Origin of the sequence: Nitrosophilus labii (assembly GCF_014466985.1) — a bacterium.
In the GTDB taxonomy this organism is placed as follows: domain Bacteria; phylum Campylobacterota; class Campylobacteria; order Campylobacterales; family Nitratiruptoraceae; genus Nitrosophilus_A; species Nitrosophilus_A labii.
This window is the reverse complement of the sequence record NZ_AP022826.1, coordinates 652,375-669,134: the sequence shown is the minus strand read 5'-3', so window position 1 is coordinate 669,134 and position 16,760 is coordinate 652,375. Positions and strand designations below refer to the sequence as shown.

Here is a 16,760-nt window from a genome sequence, read left to right as displayed (position 1 = left end):
TTATACACTATATTGGAAAACAGAAACGTTTATTATAAGAGAATGAGATATGGTTAAGTTCATACTGTTTTTATCGATTATAATATTAACAGCACTATTTTTTATTTATAAAAAGTTTACATTTGATAAAGATATTCAATCGGCTCTAAAAAAGATGTTTTTACTGACAATATTAACAGGAAGCACAATATTTAGTAGATATCTTGTTATCTACACACCTCTTTTACTATTGCACATCTTGGCACTGATGATTGGTTGGGGGTTTCTCTTTGCGCTTTTACTGAACAAAACAAAAAAAACCTGGCCTATCCTTTTACCTCTTGTAACTATCACTCTATTTTTCATCAGTGGATTTTTCGTAGCCGAGTTTGATTAATTTGCGCCATATTTTTAGTTTCTCTTCATAGCGTAACTTTCTGTAGGCCGGAGATGGCGAAGGAAGGTAATATCTTTTTATATTTAAATGAGAAAAATTTTTTTCAAAAAGCTCTTGCGATTTCCTACCGGTAAAGTAAATCTTCTCAATTGAGGGATTCTCTTTTAAAAAAGTTTCAATATCGTTTATCTCAATATGTTTAAGAGTGCTATCTAATGAACTCTCTCTTTTACAACTTTTTACCATATCCCAAAGAGCAATTTTATGCTTTTTTAAAAAAATAATCTTCTCTTCGATATTATTTGGAACTATATCATTAAAAATATCGGCTAGCAGTCTCCAGAACTGATTGTGCTTGTGACCGTAATAGAAACTATTTTTAAAAGAGTCAAAACTAGGAAACGAACCCAAAACCAAAATTTTAGAGTCTTCAAAAACAATAGGTTCAAAGGGGTGATACTCTATCATAATTTAAACTGAACCAACATAAACTCTAATGTTTTAGTTGAATTTAGCAACTCTTTCGATATCTTAGAAATCTCTTGAATATCTTTATCATTCTCTTTAGAAAGATTTGCAATTGTCGATATTTGTTCATATATATTTTTACTTTTATCTGATATATTCATCGAGTTTTCATAGGTCTTAATACTCATAGAAACACTTTTCTCAAGATTGTTAGATAATTCAGTAATAATTTTAGTAGAAGCCCTATTTTTCTCAACTAAATTTTTCATATTTTCACTATTTTCTATTATAAAACTTTTTGATTTTGATATAGTTTTTATAACATTTTCAACAGTTTTATTAATACTATCCAAACCCTCTTGCGTCCTTTCCGCTAGCTTTCTAACCTCTTCGGCTACAACCGAAAAACCTTTACCGTGTTCACCGGCTCTAGCCGCTTCTATTGCAGCGTTCAATGCTAAAAGATTTGTCTGATTTGCTATTTCTGAAATAATCGTCGTAATATTTTCTACCATTTTTATCTCTCTTTCGAGCTGACCAAAAATCTCATTTATACTATTTTCAATATCGGATGTTTTTTTCATAGTTTCTGATATCTCATAGATATTTTTTAAAATATTCTCCATATACTCTTTGGCGTTACAAATCTTTTGTTTAGTCTCTTCAGCGATTTTTTTGGTGTTTTCAGTAGTTTTTATAATATCATCAGCTAAATGAACCGTACTTTCAGATAACTCATACTCTTTTTGTGCGCTTTTGGAAAGATCTTTTGTAATATTATCTATCTTTTCTACTATTTTAACTGTATTAAAAAACTGAGTCTTAGTCTCTTTTATAGTTTTAGAAATTTTATCTATAAACTTATTTAGATATCTTGTAACAATACCAATCTCATCGGTAGACTCTTCTGGAAGTCTTTTAGTTAGATCCCCTTCACCATGAGCTATATCCTTAGCAACTTCATCAAGTCTTTGAACAGGTTTTAAAATACTTGTACCAGTTATATAGTTGATTAACGTTAAAACCAAAACAACCATAAATCCCAAAATTGAGATTAAAATCAAAAACTTTTTCTTCAAAGCTTCAAAATAATCAGCTTTATTGGTTCCGGGAACTACCCAAACCTCCCAAGGCTCGATATATCTAAATGCAACTATTTTGTCTTGTCCCGTTGCAGCTGAAATATACTCATATATTCCACCTTCTTTATGAGTTCTTATATAATCAACATAATCGTGCCCAGCAAAATTTTTACCCTCTTTTTTTGGATGAACTACAAAATTTCCTTTTTTATCTACAAAATATACATACCCACTTCGTCCGATTTTAATCTCATAAATTTTCTTTTTAAATTCCGGATCGTTTATAGCATCGAGCTTTATTTTTGCTATATACTCTATCTCTTTTTCTAAAGCATCCGCAACTGAGTTAATATCGTATCTCATTACATCTTTTATCTCATTAGTTGCAATAGTGTAACTAAAATATATTGTAGTTAAAAAAGCGAGCAGCGATAAAACTAGATTTAAAATAAACTTACTCTTTATAGAAGTGCAAAAAAAGTTTTTTTTACTGCAGGCTCTTACCATGGGTAGTTCCAGTTATAAGGATTTTTTATGATTCAATAATGATTTTAATATTTATAATATTAATTGAAGTTTAAAGTAGCAAACTAGAGAATCATGCTATTCGGTATGGATTAACCATACCGAAATATATTACTCTACTTCAGCGTCTATAACTTCGTCATCACCACCGCTTTTTTTACTCTCTGTTCCGCCTTTTGCCTCGGTTGTTCCGCCTTGCTCTTTTTTATACATGGCTTCAGCAAGTTTATGGCTAACTTGGGTAAGTGTTTGTACTTTAGCCTCTATCTGCTCTTTAGTAGCGTTTTCATCTTTTAATGTCTCTTTAAGTTCATTAAGAGCTTTTTCTATAGCAGCTTTATCTTCAGCGCTTATTTGATCACCAACCTCTTTTAGACTCTTTTGGGTCTGATAAGCCAAAGCGTCAGCTTGGTTTTTGGTTTCTATAAGCTCTTTTCTTTTTCTATCTTCCTCTTTGTGCGCTTCAGCATCTTTAATCATTTTTTCTATCTCTTCTTCGCTCAGACCGCTAGAGCCCGTAATCTTAATCTCTTGGGCCTTGCCTGTTGCTTTATCTTTAGCCGAAACAGTTAAAATACCGTTTGCATCGATATCGAAGGTAACTTCGATTTGCGGCACTCCCCTTGGTGCAGGCGGAATACCTTCAAGAGTAAATTGACCTAAAGATTTGTTATCTTTTGCAAGCTCTCTTTCACCTTGTAATACATGTATCGTAACTGCAGGTTGGTTGTCTTCTGCTGTGCTGAAAATCTGAGTTTTCTTAACCGGCAAAGTAGTACCTTTTTCGATAAGTTTTGTCATAACGCCGCCAAGAGTCTCGATTCCTAAACTTAACGGTACAACATCTAAAAGCAACACATCTTTAACATCACCTTTTAGCACAGCTCCTTGAATCGCTGCGCCTACTGCAACAACTTCATCAGGGTTTACAGATTTGTTAAGCTCTTTTCCAAAAAACTCTTTAACTTTTTGTTGTACAAAAGGTATCCTTGTTGAACCACCAACCATAACAACTTCATTGATCTCATCTTTAGAGAGTCCTGAATCTTTTAGAACCTCTTCACATTTTCTGATAGTCTGTTCAACCAAATCTTCGATCATTGATTCAAATTTCGCTCTTGTTATTTTTTTAACTAAATGTTTAGGACCTGTCTGGTCAGCTGTGATAAACGGTAAGTTAATCTCTGTTTCCGTTGCTGAACTAAGCTCTTTTTTAGCATTTTCTGCTGCTTCTTTTAATCTTTGAAGAGCCATAACATCTTGTTTTAAATCTATTCCGTTTTCGGCTTTGAACTCTTCAACCAACCAGTCAATAATTTTGTTGTCAAAATCATCACCACCTAAGAAAGCGTCACCACCTGTTGCCAAAACTTCAACTACGTTGTCACCTGTCTCAAGGATTGTTACGTCAAAAGTACCACCACCTAGATCGTAAACAACTATCTTTTCCGCCTCTTTTTTATCTAGACCGTAAGCTAATGCCGCAGCAGTAGGCTCGTTTATAATTCTAAGAACGTTTAATCCCGCAATAACTCCTGCCTCTTTGGTAGCTTTTCTTTGAGCATCGTTAAAGTATGCTGGAACGGTAATAACAGCTTCGGTAACCTCTTCGCCAAGATAACTCTCGGCATCCTCTTTTAGTTTCATCAATATTTTTGCACTTATCTCTTGAGGAGTATAAACTTTTCCTTCAACTTCAACGGCACAAGCTCCGTTTCTATCTACAATCTGATATGGAAGCCTCTTTTTGGCTTCTTGTGCTTTATCTTCATTGCACATCAAACCCATAATTCTTTTTACAGAATAGATTGTTCTAGTAGGATTTGTTACCATCTGCCTTTTAGCGGGATCACCTACTAAAACTTCTCCTTTATCTGTAAAAGCAACAACGGAAGGAGTAGTGTTTTTTCCTTCTTTATTTGGTATAACTTTTGCCTCTTTTCCTTCATAAACTGACATACATGAGTTAGTTGTTCCTAAATCGATTCCCAATACTTTTCCCATTTTTTCTCCTTTTAATTAATTTCTTTAGTCTTATACATATTTTAGCCGGTTTGGCTAAACTTTTCTGCTACTTTTGTAGCAATTTATTAATAAAACTGGCAATAATTTTTCTAACCGCAAATCGTGAACTTCTTCAAAGCTACGATTTGCTCCAAGGTAAATCAGCTGCTTCTATGCACATCACTAAGCAAAGCTTAGGATTCGCATATAGTCGCAGCTTTCGCTCGGATACAGAGGCAAAGCAGTTTACCTCTTAAGCCTACGGCTTATCCTCGCTCATTTAGCGACACTAACCTTAGCAGGTCTAAGTACTCTTTCTTTATACTTATAACCTTTTTGGATAATTTGAACTATTTCGCCAGCCTTTTTCTCGGCGTCTTCTACTTGAAGCAGAGCTTCGTGAAGATGCGGATTAAACTCTCCCCCCTCTTCTATTTCTATTACTTCGATACCATGTTTTCCAAAAGCTTTTATAAACTGCTCAATTGTAAGTTTTATACCCTCTTTTAACTGCTCTACAGCCTCTTCGGCCTTTAAATTTTCAGCGCTTACAGCTGCCAAAGCCATATCTAAACTATCAAGAGCCGGCAACAAATCTTGCGCAAATTTTTCTAAAGCATACTCTATAGCTTGATATTTCTCTCTTTCAAGTCTCTTTTTTGTGTTTTCAAAATCTGCATGTACTCTTACATACTTATCTTCACACTCTTCAAGTTTATTTTTTAGTTCATTAAGCTCTTTTTGAATATCGTTAGACTCCTTTTGTTGCTCGTTTTGCTCTTCTTGAGATTTTACTTCAACCTTTTTCTCTTGTTCTTTTTCTTCAGCCATTTTTCACTCCTTTGTCAAATTTTTAAAAAAACTCTCGTAATCTCTACAAAGAGCTCCTATACAAAGCATCTTTGCATCTCTTTTTTCTATTTTTGCATTACTATTATAAGCAAGATATCCTTTTGGAAGAAGCTCTTCAAAATAGAGCCCGGGTTTGAGCTTGTCCAAAATAGTTCCATCTAGAATATCTTTGATATATCTATTACCCCACTCTCTATTATTGGAAATCAATTCCAAAAGCTCTTTGATACCTTCTATATTTATATCTTCGTTTGATACTGCATTTAGTTTTTTTGCTAAAGTCGTAAGACCTATCTGTTTACAGATATTTACCAAATCGCTTACTTCAACACCTATAAATTCATTAAAAAATCTATAAAAAGGTTCGCTATAATCTATTATAAACTCATTCTTTTCAAATTCAAGTATCAAAAATCTATTTTTATGATCAATTACCTCTTTAAGTCTATTTGGTTCAAAAAACTTAAATTCACAAAATATATTGTAATTTTTCGTAAACTCTTTTATCTTTGTACTATTTTCAATATTTAATTCTCTATTTACGTCTAACTTTTTTTTCCAATAATTTTTAAGAGTATGTAGTGCCGGAACTCTTCCGCTACTTATATGAAACTGTTCAAGTTCCCCTTCTTCTACCATTTTTTTAAAATAGTTTCTTATTGTAGCCGATGAGATTTTAATATCCAACTTCGATTGAAGATATTTAGAACTCACAGGTATAGGGTTTTTTATATATTCTTTGATTATTGTGTTTAAAATAACCTCTTTTTTATCTTTCATTTTTTCACTCTTTAGCACTCATACTCTTTAATTGCTGAAGTTATTATATAACATTGAGTTAGATTATGTCAAGTTATTTTACATCAATAACTTGACATAGAATAAAATAATATAAACAGATAATAACATCATAGTGCTTAAGAAAATTAAATAAATAAACCAAGATGGATGAAAATAAAAAAAGAGATATTCTTAGAGGTACTAAAGGAGTATAAATATAAGGAAAAAGGTAAAGATACCTTTTATCCTCTTATATTTAAAGCAGTTATAACTTCTTGATACTTATCGTAATCTTTTTTCTTTAAGTATCTCAAAAGTCTTTTTCTCTGACCTACAAGCTTTAAAAGTCCAAGTCTTGAAGAGTGATCTTTTTTATGCTCTTTTAAATGCTCAGTCAGATATTTGATTCTCTCTGTCAAAAGAGCGATTTGAACTGCTGGTGAACCTGTATCGTTCTCACTTGTTGCAAATTTAGCGATGATCTCTTGTTTCTTCGCCGAATCCAAAGCCATGTTAGCCTCCTGATTGGTCTGTTTTGAAAGTGACATTATATCTAAATATAATATTTTTGCAAGTTTTTCTTTTCAATTTCTTTATACAAATAGTTACAAAGTAAGCTCAAATAAAAAATAGGATAAATTTTGTATAATTTAACCCAAAAAGATATTTAACGAGGTAAAAGATGTTATTTACAAGGGCTACGGAATATGCATTGCTTTCATTGATTTTAATAGCGAAAAGAAATGAGCCTATGGGAACTGATATGCTTTCAAGACAACTTGGTATTCCAAAAAGTTTTTTGGCAAAGATTTTACAAAATCTAGCTAGACAAGGAATACTTAAGTCGTTCAAAGGAGCAACAGGTGGATTTATGCTTGCAAAATCCCCTAAAGAGTTATCTATAAAAGAGATTGCCAAATCGGCCGAAGGAAAAAATATTAGTGTTTTTGACTGTTCACCGGCTCAAGAGTATTGTCCAAGCAATAAAGGAAGTTTTTGTACACTCTGGCCATTTTTAAACAAGCTTCAAAATAAAATCGATATCTTTTTAGAAGAACTCACTTTGCAAGACCTTATGGAATAGATATTTTTTGATTTACACATTAAAGGAACTAACTTGAAAGTTTTTCATCTCTCTCATACGGATCTTGACGGTTACGGATGTCAATATGTAACTAAAAATATTTTTGAAAATATAGAGTATTTAAACGCAAATTATGGAGAAGAGGTTTTAGTAAGAATAGATCAGATATTAAACAGTTTAGAAAAAGATAAAAAAAACTTCATCTTAATTACTGATCTTAATCTGACATTAGAAGAATCAAAATATTTGGATGAAAAAGTAAAAAAGTTTCAAAATAATGGATATGAGATAGAGTTACAACTACTAGACCATCATGCCACCGGTTTAGAAAGTGCTCAAACATTCAAATGGTATTATCTTGATATAACAAGATCTGCTTCTAAAATAACATATGATTTTTTCAGTCAAAAATATAACCTGACAAATATTGAAAAATTAATAAATGCTATAAACGCTGTTGATATCTGGCTTCAAGAAGATACTCTATTTGAGTTTGGTAAAGTCTCTATGAGACTTGTAGATGAAGCAAAAGAGATAAATAGGTTTATGTTTCCTAAAGAGAACGTAATCTACAAACACTCTCTATTGGAGTTTGCCCTCGAATATATCGATAAAGAGTATGGACATATCGAATTAGACGACAATATCTACATGCTAAAAAAAAGATTTTTTATAAAAGACAAAAAAGATACCCTTGACAATATGGTTACTCAATATATGGTAAATCTACTCAATAACAAAAAGGAGGAAATGACTATTTATTATAAGGGAAAAAAAGGGATACTAACCTTTGGAATCCAAAATAGTTCTATTGTTGGAAACGGCTTTTTAAGCAAAAATCCCTCTTTTCATTTTTTTATGAATGTAAACAATAGAGGCACCTTTAGTCTTAGAGCAAACAATCAAATAGACGTATCAAAAATGGCTTACGAAATAGCTGAAGGCGGTGGGCATCCTAACGCTAGTGGAGGTAAGATCAAAGGTTTTAAAGAGCAGTTTAGCTATTTAGAATTAAAATATTATATAGAAGAACTTTTAAAGGAAAAAGAGTGAAAAAAGAGTTAAAAAACAATCTAGATGAGTTTGAGATCGAAGAGATGGCTATGCAAATAGCTGATATGCTAAGCGTAGCGCTATATTATGCGGGTGTCCCTAAAAAAATGATACCTCGGGCTATAGATGCCTATATAAAAGCCATGGATGAGGTTTTTGAAGAGGATGGAAAAATGAGTTATGAAGAGATAATAAAAGTAATTGAGTATCTAAAAAAAAGCCGCCCTTCTCTTTTTACAAATCAATAATCTTCAGTCATTTTAAACATCTGGAGATTATAAATTACTATTTTATTTCTCCCCTCCTCTTTTGCTCTATAAAGAGCAATATCTGCAAACTTGATAGCCTGCCAAAACTGTTTCGTATCTTTAGGAAATTCAGAAATTCCTACACTAACCGTTTTTCTAATCTCAGCTTTACCTACATCTATTTTTTTAGAGTTAAAGTTATCTTTTATTTTTTGTGCAACTTTTTTGGCATCTTCTTTATTACAATCATAAAGTAAAACCAAAAACTCTTCGCCACCAAATCTAACAATAACATCAGACTCCCTGATATTGGCCGAAATATTATTTACCAACTCTTTTATAGTTTTATCTCCGGCATCATGTCCGTATTTGTCATTAACCATCTTAAAATGGTCAATATCAAGCATTAAGATAGAATATGGCGTACCACTCCTTAGAGCTTTAGGAATGCTCTCTTTGACAAATATATCTAAATATCTTCTATTATAGGCCCCTGTCATTCTATCTTTTAAACTCAGATCTTTGAGTTCTTCAAGTAATATCTGAGTCTCAATTGCTGTTTTAGATACATTTAGATAATTTTTCAAATTATCAACAATCTCTTTAACTCTGTTGTGTTCATTTTTAGCAGATGTTACAAAAGATAAAACTATCGAATAATCATCCGTAATCTTTAAAGGTAAACATAGATAAAATTTTTCGCTTTTTGAAGCTTCGCAAATATGAAGATATTTATCGGAGATCACTCTGTTTTGTGTTCTAAATGCTCTACATAGATTGATCTCCTCATTGGCACTGCAACATATCTCTTCATTTAAATTGTTATATATAATTTTTCTGATACCAGATTTCTTATCTATCTCATAAAAAATAAAATCGTATATTTCATACTTATTGTGTAAAAGCTCTATAATCCTGTTATATATTTGAAATTTGTTTTTATCTTTTTCAATAATATTTTTAAATTTGTATATAGAGGCAAGCTCATACACAAGTTCTTGAACCGACAACAAAGGATCGCTACTTTTTGCTTTAAAATTTATGAAATAATTCACACTTTTGGTGATAGAACTTAGACTTCTTTCTATTTTTTCAAAAAGAGCGTTTAATCCTTTACTAATTTCAGATAATTCTTTATCTTTAAAAGTTTCAAGCCTTCCACTGTAGTCACCCTCATAAGCTTTTTGAATAATTCCTTTAAGATTTACAAAAAAACCTACATATTTTTTGGTATAAAAATTAATAAATAAAAGTCCTATAACAAAGATTATAAAAATCAAAAACGCTATTTTTCCGATAGTAACTAAAGAGTTTTCTCTAACATCGGTTATATCAAACTCCATACTAATAGCGCCTAAAACTTCCCCTTCTTTAGCATTGTGACATTTTAAGCAGTTTGGAATATCATAAGCAGAGGCTACGTAAGGAATTGCAACTTTTAAAAATACTTTATCCTTTGTTTCTATAATCTTACTTTTTTTTTCTCCCGTTTTTAAAACTTCCTTTTCCAATGAGTCTATTTTTTGAAAACTCTCTATACTTTTTCCAAACTGTTTTTCAACATTTTCAGAACGAAGTATCTTTAACTCTTTTACTCCATCTATTCTTTTAATTTTTGATAAAAACAGCTCTCTTTTATCCATTATGTGATTTTCCATATGCGTCGTAAGACCGTCTTTGACGATATTGGCTACAATGTGAGCTTTGTTAGTGGCATTTTTTAAGGAGTAGTCTCTAAAACTAACAATTAATATTATTATTGTAGGTATCAATATAGCAAAAACAAAAAGAACTAAAAACAGATTAAATCTTTTCTTTAGGTTCATTTAGAAACTTTCTTTAGTTAAGTTCTATTAAGGTTTGTTTATTTTAAATAAATATCTTTAATTTATCTTTAAATATCTATTTTCTTGCAAAAAAAGTCACAAAGTTGGCCCATCTAAATATGGTTTCACAATATTTAAAACCGGCATTTTTAATCATCTCTTCATTCTCTTTTACGCTATAGGGTACCAATACGTTTTCAAGAGCCTCTCTTTTTTGCATAATCTCAAAATCACTATACCCTTGTCTTTTTTTAAAATCAAAATAGATATCAATGAGCTGTTTATTAAGTATCTTATCTTCACTAATCACTTTTTCACTAAATATAAAAATCCCGTCTTCTTTTAATGAGTTATATATCTTTTTGACAAGTTTATCTCTTTTTAACGGTCTAATAAACTGCAAAGTGTAATTCGATATAAAAAGATCTGCCTTTTCGAAACTAAACTCTAAAATATCTCCCTCAATAAATTCTATGGTTGCGTTATATGCTTTTGCTTTTCTTTTGGCTCTTTCTATCATAGCTTTTGAACTGTCTAAACCTACAAGTCTTAGTTTTTTGCCACTTATAGCGAAAATCTCAATTAAAGTAGATCCTGTAGAACACCCTAGATCGTAAATCAACCCGTTATTTTCTACGTTTTTAACGGCTAATGTAGATACTAGTTCCAAAACCTCCTTATAAAAAGGAACGGATCTATTTATCATATCGTCAAATACAGACGCTACTTCCTCATCAAATTCAAACTGTTTTTTTATAGGTTTGCTAAAAACTTTATCTTCCATCCATTCTCCGTTATTAGAGTACTACTCAATCTTCTTATCCCACTTAACTTTAATGCCTTTTTTTTCAAATTTTAAAAGATTTTCTATCTTTTCAATAACTTTATTTAAATCATAGTCGCTAATAAAACAGGTATCGATCTTGCAAGCCAAAAATTGCTCAGTATCTTCCTCTTTTACAAAAATATAAGGATATTTGATATCTAAAACTCTTTTTAGATTTTTTAAAATCTTCTCTTTCATACTTTTTATGATAACATCTCCTACTTTTAACCTAAGTACGGCTCTTGTCGCTTCGGGGAAAGCTGCTGGATCATGAAAAATCAAAGCGGAATGCCTATTTATGATATAGTTTGCATCTTCTAAATATTTCAACTCTTCTTTTAATGCCCCAATCGTTAAAAAGTTATGTATCATAACCGATAGGGCGGAGGTATAATAGCTATCGTTAAGATCCGCAACTGTTCTAAACTTTTCATTGCTTAAATACCATTTGCCTTTTTTGAAAAATTTCTCCTTAGCCTCTTTTAAAAATTTGTTTGCAAGCTCGAGATATCTTTTTTCAAGAGTGTACTCGTATGCACTTAACAAAGCTTTTACCAAATAGGCATAATCTTCCAAAAACGCTTTTTTTGTAGGCTTAAATGGGGGGATATATTGGTGATACAATACTCCGTCTATATACATCTTCTCTATCAATGTATTTAACGAACTCAATGCCTCTTTTTTGAAGTAATCACGTATATAATATGCACTCAACTTGGCATCTATATACATAGCGTTCCATGCGGCTATAATCTTTTTATCTATAAAGGGGTATTTTCTTTTTTTTCTAATCTCTCTTAAAAGTTTCAAAGCTTTACTTTTATCATTATCATTTAGCTCAATTTCAGAGTCTATATATGGATTTGAGTAATCACCGTCTATATTTCCATCCTTTTTTATCCCAAAAAAAGCCAATGTTTTTTCTGCTTTTTGTTTATTAAAACCGTTTTTAACAAAATAGTCGAAAGTTTTTTGATAATCGTAGATAAAAAATCCCCCTTCTACTCCCTCCGTATCCGCATCGCTTGCACTAAAATAGAGTCCTTCGTATCCAAATCTTGTATCAATCTCTTTAATAGTCTCTTCAACAACTTTTTTAAAAAGAGGATTTTTTGTAATCTTATACATTCTTGTATAAACGTCTATTAACTCGGCATTTGTATATAACATCTTCTCAAAATGTGGGATTTGCCATTTTCTATCTGTGGTATACCTGAAAAAAGCACCGTTTATTTGATCGTAAATGCCCCATTTTGCCATAGCTATTAGCGTTTCATTAGCCATTTTCAAAGCACTCTTTTCTTTTGTGATCATATAAATATCTATCAAAGCTCTTATTCTACTGGATTCGGGAAATTTTATACGTTTTGAAAAACCTTTATAGACCGGATCAAAATACTCTTTTGTTTGCATAAGAAACTTTTTAGCGATACTCAAATCTAGATGAACCGGAACATATTCAGCATTCTCTACTTTTTTCATTAAAGATAGAATGGCGTCGGCTCTTTTTTCTATTGTTTCCCTATTGTTTATATATGCTTTTGCCAAAACAGGTAAAATAGTTTTTAACCCTTTAACCCCATATCCATCTTCTGGAGGAATGTAAGTAGCTGCAAAAAAAGGTTTCAAATCCTCCGTTAGTATTATGGTTAAAGGCCAGCCTCCACTTCTTTGATGAATCACTTGATAAACTTTTTGGTAATATTTATCAATATCGGGACGCTCCTCTTTATCCACCTTTATTGGTATAAAATTTTCGTTTATTAGTTTGGCTATCTCCTCATTTTCAAAAGACTCCTCCTCCATCACGTGACACCAGTGGCAAGTACTATAGCCTATAGATAAAAAAATGGGTTTATGCTCTCTTTTTGCTTTTTTAAAAGCCTCTTCTCCCCATGGAAGCCAATTTACGGGATTGTGAGCATGTTGAAGTAAGTATGGGGATTCTTCATAAATCAATGCGTTTGTATATTTATGACCGGCAGACAGAAAACTTATTGCAATAATCAACAATATAAGTTTTTTCATCATTTTCCTTGATTTAAATTTGGGATTGAAAATTGAGAATAATAGACGTTAATTCTTATATAATATGCTCTTTAACAATTTCAAGAGCAATATCTATATCCTTTTCTATCTGCTTTTTCAGATCTTCTAAATTGTCAAATTTTTTATTGTCTCTTATTCTATCAAAAAACAAAATCGTCACTTCCCCTTTAGCCTCTCCTATATCTTTACCTATGATATGAGACTCTACTGAAAATATTTTGTCAGTTGAAACTCTTTTTCCTATAAAAGTTACGGAAGGCTCATAAAAACCGTTTACATCGGTTATAGTTGCATAAACACCGTTTTTGGGCAAAACGAAATCTTTAGGGTTGACATTTACTGTAGGATATAGTTTTTTCTTGCCGAGTCCCTGTCCTTTTACAACCTCTCCAACTATCTTATATGTATGGCCTAAAAGAGTATTGGCTCTTTTTATATCACCTTTTTTGATAAACTCTCTTATTACTCTTGAGTGAACAGAAATACCATCTTTTTTGACCTCATCTACCACTTCAATCACACCGTCAAAATATTTTTTTAAATCTTCAATAGAGTATTTTCTATCTTTTCCAAATGCAAAATCGTAACCGACTACTATCTTTTTAAGCTTAGGGAAATCTTTTTTTACTCTTTCCAAAAAACCTTTTGCGTCAAGTTCTTTTATATCTTTTATATCATAAAAAAAACAAGGGCGATCTACATATTCACATCTATATCTGCCGGGAGTTATATTTGCATTGTGCTTGTCTATAATTACTACGGCACCTTTTTCACTAAGCCTATCAAAAAGAGCTTTATGGCCTAGATGCATTCCATCAAATGCGCCCAAAGCTATATCTTCTATCTCACTCATATTTTTACCAATCAACCTATATCCTTTTTAAAATGGTAAAAAAACTCTTCATTTCCTTCTTTCCCTTTTACAACTGAAACCTCTTTTCTAACAAGCCTCCAGCCTAGTTTTTCACACTCTTTTTCAAACCTCTCTTTAGCATTTTGGATAGCTTCATTATCCAAAACGACGCCTTTTTTGTCTCTTTTTACATCTTTTCCCACTTCATATTGAGGCTTAAAAAGTATTATCAAATCGCCCTTTGATACTCTATCTAGTTCAGATAATATCTTATGAAGGCTTATAAACGAGACATCACAAGTAACTACCTCAAATCTTTTTAGCGGGAAAAAATCTCTTATATCTGTTTTTTCCAGGTTAACAACTCTTTTATCTTTTTTTAAAGTTTCATACAATTGAGAAGAGCCAACATCCAAAGCGTAAACCCTCAAAGCTCCTTTTTGGAGCAAAACTTGAGTAAAGCCCCCTGTACTAGCTCCCACATCGAGGCAAATAGAGCCTTTGATAAACTCATATTCACCTCCTTTTAAAAAACTTTTAAGTTTTTCCGCGGCTCTGCTTACATACTCATCTTTTTTCAAGATCTCAATCATACTCTCTTCGCCAACTTTAAAAGAAGAACTCTTTATAACTCTACCATCAACTTTTACAAAACCATTCTGTATATACTCTTTCGCTCTACTTCTGCTTTGAACATAACCTTTTTCAAATAAAAACTTATCCAGTCTCACAAAATACTCACTTTATCTCTTTTTGTACCTCTTCGATCATATCCCACATCTTATCTTCTGGCACTAGAGTCACTCCTAACTTTTTTGCCTTCTCATATTTGCTTCCTGCGTTTTCACCGTAGAAAACATAGTCAGTATGAGGCGAAACTGTATTTGTCACATGTGCCCCAAAAGACTCTAACAGTTCTTTGATTTTAGAGCGAGATTCTCTCATAGTTCCTGTAAGAACTACTGTTTTACCAGTGAAAAGAGTCTCTTTGACCTCCTCTTTTTTAGGTATAGTTGGCTGAATAAGCTCTATTAGCTTCTCAATTTTCTCTCTATTAACCTTTACAAACTCCATTATCGATTTAACCATTTCGGGACCAAAACCCTCTATGTTTATTAGTTCTTCCTCTTTGGTTCTAAACCAATCTAACCCAAACTTTTCGCAAAGTTTTTTACTAGCTACTTCGCCAATATGCTCTATTCCCAAAGCGTTTATAAACCTCCAGCACTCTACACCTTTTACTTTTTTTATAGCTTTGATAAGATTTTCGGCTTTTTTCTCTGCAAAACCTGGAAGTTTGAGAAGATCCTCTTTTTTTAGATAGAAAATATCGATTATATCTTTTACCAAACTCTCTTTATATAGAAGTTTTACCGTATTTTCGCCTAACCCCTCTATATCCAAACACTGTTTTGAGGCAAAATAGATTATAGAGTTTACTACACGCGCGGGACAACTTAGATTTTGGCACTTTATAAGTATCCCTTCATCTAGTACGGGTTCTCCGCATACGGGACAGTTTTTTGGTCTTTCAACCTTTTTCTCATTGCCTGTTCTATACTCTTTTAAAACTTTAGTTATCTCCGGGATTACGTCACCGCTTCTTATGATGATAACTTTATCTTTGATTCTTAGATCTTTTCTCTCTATCTCAGAATAGTTGTGTAGCGTTGCCCGCTCTACTACCACGCCTTCAATCTCCACAGGTTCAACTATAGCTACGGGAGTGATTACCCCCGTTCTTCCAACCTGCGGGATTATGTCTAACACTGTCGTCATCTTTTCAACTGCGGGAAATTTGTACGCAACCATCCATCTTGGATATTTAACGGTATATCCAAGTTTTTCATGAAGCTCTATTTGGTTTACCTTTACAACCATACCATCTAGCATTACCGGAAAACCGTCTCTTATGGCTCTAAACTCTTCATATATATTTTCTATCTCATCCAAATTTTTACAGATGGCTCTTTTAAAAGGCTTAATAAATCCAAAAGAGTAAACAAAATCCATTAAATCTTTTAAGTTTTTATAGTTTAGCGTATTGTATCCCACTCCCCAAGGATAGAAAAACAGCTTTCTTTTTGCAGTTATTTTTGGATCTAATTGTCTAAGACTTCCAGCAGCTGCGTTTCTGGGATTGGCAAAGGGAGTTTCACCTTTTTCAACTCTCTCTTGATTTAGTTTTTCAAAATCGTCTTTTCTTATTACTACTTCGCCTCTTATCTCTATCACTCCTTTATAATCTATCCCCAAAGGAATAGAAGCAATAGTTTTCGCGTTTGCTGTAACATCTTCGCCTATTTCCCCATCGCCTCTGGTTGCCGCACTTTTTAAAAGACCATTTTCGTAAATAAGATTTAAACTTGCACCATCAAATTTCGGTTCTATATAAAAGTCAACTTCATTTGTTTTGGCATTTTTATATACTCTATTTATCCAGTCATTTAGTTCGTTTTCATTAAAAACATCTTCCATACTCCACATTTTTGTAAGATGTTTTACTTTTTTAAACTCTTTTGCTGGTTCTGCACCCACTCTTTGGGTTGGAGATGTAGGTTCTATTTCATCTGGATGAACTTTTTCAAACTCCTCTACTTCACGGTATAGTTTGTCATATACTTCGTCAGAAACTAAAGGATCATTCAATACATAGTAGGCGTATGCCCATTTTTTTAAAGTTTCAACAGCCTCTTTATACTCTTTTTGGTTTTTTATCATTGAGCACCTTTAT

At 32.2% G+C, this 16,760-nt stretch carries 16 protein-coding genes; 4 read left to right on the top strand and 12 right to left on the bottom strand.

All coding sequences use genetic code 11. From position 1 onward, the window contains the following. Positions 1–49 precede the first annotated feature (49 nt). The gene (locus NIL_RS03365; RefSeq protein ID WP_187648211.1) at positions 50–376 is read left to right on the top strand and encodes a hypothetical protein; all 327 of its coding nucleotides are present in this window, start codon (positions 50–52) and stop codon (positions 374–376) included. Here the strand turns inward: NIL_RS03365 and NIL_RS03360 are convergent. The 6 genes from NIL_RS03360 to rpsO all read right to left on the bottom strand — a co-directional run bounded on the left by NIL_RS03360 (position 335) and on the right by rpsO (position 6,599). Continuing rightward, on the bottom strand, positions 335–844 hold the full coding sequence (locus NIL_RS03360; protein WP_187648210.1) for a DNA-deoxyinosine glycosylase: 510 nt from the start codon (positions 842–844) through the stop codon (positions 335–337). The genes NIL_RS03365 and NIL_RS03360 overlap by 42 nt on opposite strands. Beyond that, complete coding sequence (locus NIL_RS03355) at positions 841–2,433, bottom strand: methyl-accepting chemotaxis protein (RefSeq protein ID WP_187648209.1); 1,593 nt, start codon at positions 2,431–2,433, stop codon at positions 841–843. Before NIL_RS03355 ends, NIL_RS03360 begins: the two co-directional genes overlap by 4 nt. 129 nt (positions 2,434–2,562) lie before the next feature. Further along, the gene (gene dnaK / locus NIL_RS03350; protein ID WP_187648208.1) at positions 2,563–4,455 is read right to left on the bottom strand and encodes a molecular chaperone DnaK; all 1,893 of its coding nucleotides are present in this window, start codon (positions 4,453–4,455) and stop codon (positions 2,563–2,565) included. Positions 4,456–4,731: 276 nt separating this feature from the next. Then, positions 4,732–5,286, bottom strand: coding sequence for a nucleotide exchange factor GrpE (gene grpE, locus NIL_RS03345; RefSeq protein ID WP_187648207.1), 555 nt, complete (start codon positions 5,284–5,286; stop codon positions 4,732–4,734). 3 nt (positions 5,287–5,289) lie between these two features. Beyond that, positions 5,290–6,105 (bottom strand): HrcA family transcriptional regulator, encoded by an 816-nt coding sequence (locus NIL_RS03340; protein WP_187648206.1) that lies wholly within the window; start codon positions 6,103–6,105, stop codon positions 5,290–5,292. Positions 6,106–6,329: 224 nt separating this feature from the next. Next, positions 6,330–6,599 carry a 30S ribosomal protein S15 gene (gene rpsO, locus NIL_RS03335; protein WP_187648205.1) on the bottom strand — a complete coding sequence of 90 codons (270 nt, stop codon included), beginning with the start codon at positions 6,597–6,599 and terminating at the stop codon, positions 6,330–6,332. Between the two features lie 170 nt (positions 6,600–6,769). On the opposite strand from rpsO, the gene NIL_RS03330 reads away from it, so the two are divergent. Genes NIL_RS03330 through NIL_RS03320 form a run of 3 tightly spaced genes read left to right on the top strand, consistent with a single transcriptional unit; the run spans position 6,770 to position 8,472 of the window. Continuing rightward, positions 6,770–7,171, top strand: a complete 402-nt coding sequence (locus tag NIL_RS03330; RefSeq protein ID WP_187648204.1) for an RrF2 family transcriptional regulator — start codon at positions 6,770–6,772, stop codon at positions 7,169–7,171. A gap of 33 nt (positions 7,172–7,204) precedes the next feature. After that, the gene (locus NIL_RS03325) at positions 7,205–8,224 is read left to right on the top strand and encodes a DHH family phosphoesterase (RefSeq protein WP_187648203.1); all 1,020 of its coding nucleotides are present in this window, start codon (positions 7,205–7,207) and stop codon (positions 8,222–8,224) included. Continuing rightward, the gene (locus NIL_RS03320) at positions 8,221–8,472 is read left to right on the top strand and encodes a hypothetical protein (protein WP_187648202.1); all 252 of its coding nucleotides are present in this window, start codon (positions 8,221–8,223) and stop codon (positions 8,470–8,472) included. Before NIL_RS03325 ends, NIL_RS03320 begins: the two co-directional genes overlap by 4 nt. On the opposite strand, the gene NIL_RS03315 is transcribed toward NIL_RS03320, so the two are convergent. From NIL_RS03315 to ligA, 6 genes are all read right to left on the bottom strand, one after another. Continuing rightward, positions 8,466–10,298: a GGDEF domain-containing protein gene (locus tag NIL_RS03315; RefSeq protein WP_187648201.1), complete on the bottom strand. Its 1,833-nt coding sequence runs from the start codon at positions 10,296–10,298 to the stop codon at positions 8,466–8,468. The genes NIL_RS03320 and NIL_RS03315 overlap by 7 nt on opposite strands. A 76-nt stretch (positions 10,299–10,374) precedes the next feature. Next, positions 10,375–11,082 carry a carboxy-S-adenosyl-L-methionine synthase CmoA gene (gene cmoA / locus NIL_RS03310; protein WP_187648200.1) on the bottom strand — a complete coding sequence of 236 codons (708 nt, stop codon included), beginning with the start codon at positions 11,080–11,082 and terminating at the stop codon, positions 10,375–10,377. Between the two features lie 21 nt (positions 11,083–11,103). Further along, positions 11,104–13,152 carry a thioredoxin domain-containing protein gene (locus NIL_RS03305; RefSeq protein ID WP_187648199.1) on the bottom strand — a complete coding sequence of 683 codons (2,049 nt, stop codon included), beginning with the start codon at positions 13,150–13,152 and terminating at the stop codon, positions 11,104–11,106. Positions 13,153–13,207: 55 nt separating this feature from the next. Continuing rightward, positions 13,208–14,041 (bottom strand): bifunctional riboflavin kinase/FAD synthetase, encoded by an 834-nt coding sequence (locus tag NIL_RS03300; RefSeq protein WP_246434462.1) that lies wholly within the window; start codon positions 14,039–14,041, stop codon positions 13,208–13,210. Then, positions 14,038–14,757 carry a 23S rRNA (cytidine-2'-O)-methyltransferase TlyA gene (gene tlyA, locus NIL_RS03295; RefSeq protein ID WP_187648198.1) on the bottom strand — a complete coding sequence of 240 codons (720 nt, stop codon included), beginning with the start codon at positions 14,755–14,757 and terminating at the stop codon, positions 14,038–14,040. The genes NIL_RS03300 and tlyA overlap by 4 nt, the downstream gene beginning before the upstream one ends. A gap of 7 nt (positions 14,758–14,764) precedes the next feature. Continuing rightward, on the bottom strand, positions 14,765–16,747 hold the full coding sequence (ligA, locus tag NIL_RS03290; RefSeq protein WP_187648197.1) for an NAD-dependent DNA ligase LigA: 1,983 nt from the start codon (positions 16,745–16,747) through the stop codon (positions 14,765–14,767). Positions 16,748–16,760: the final 13 nt, after the last annotated feature.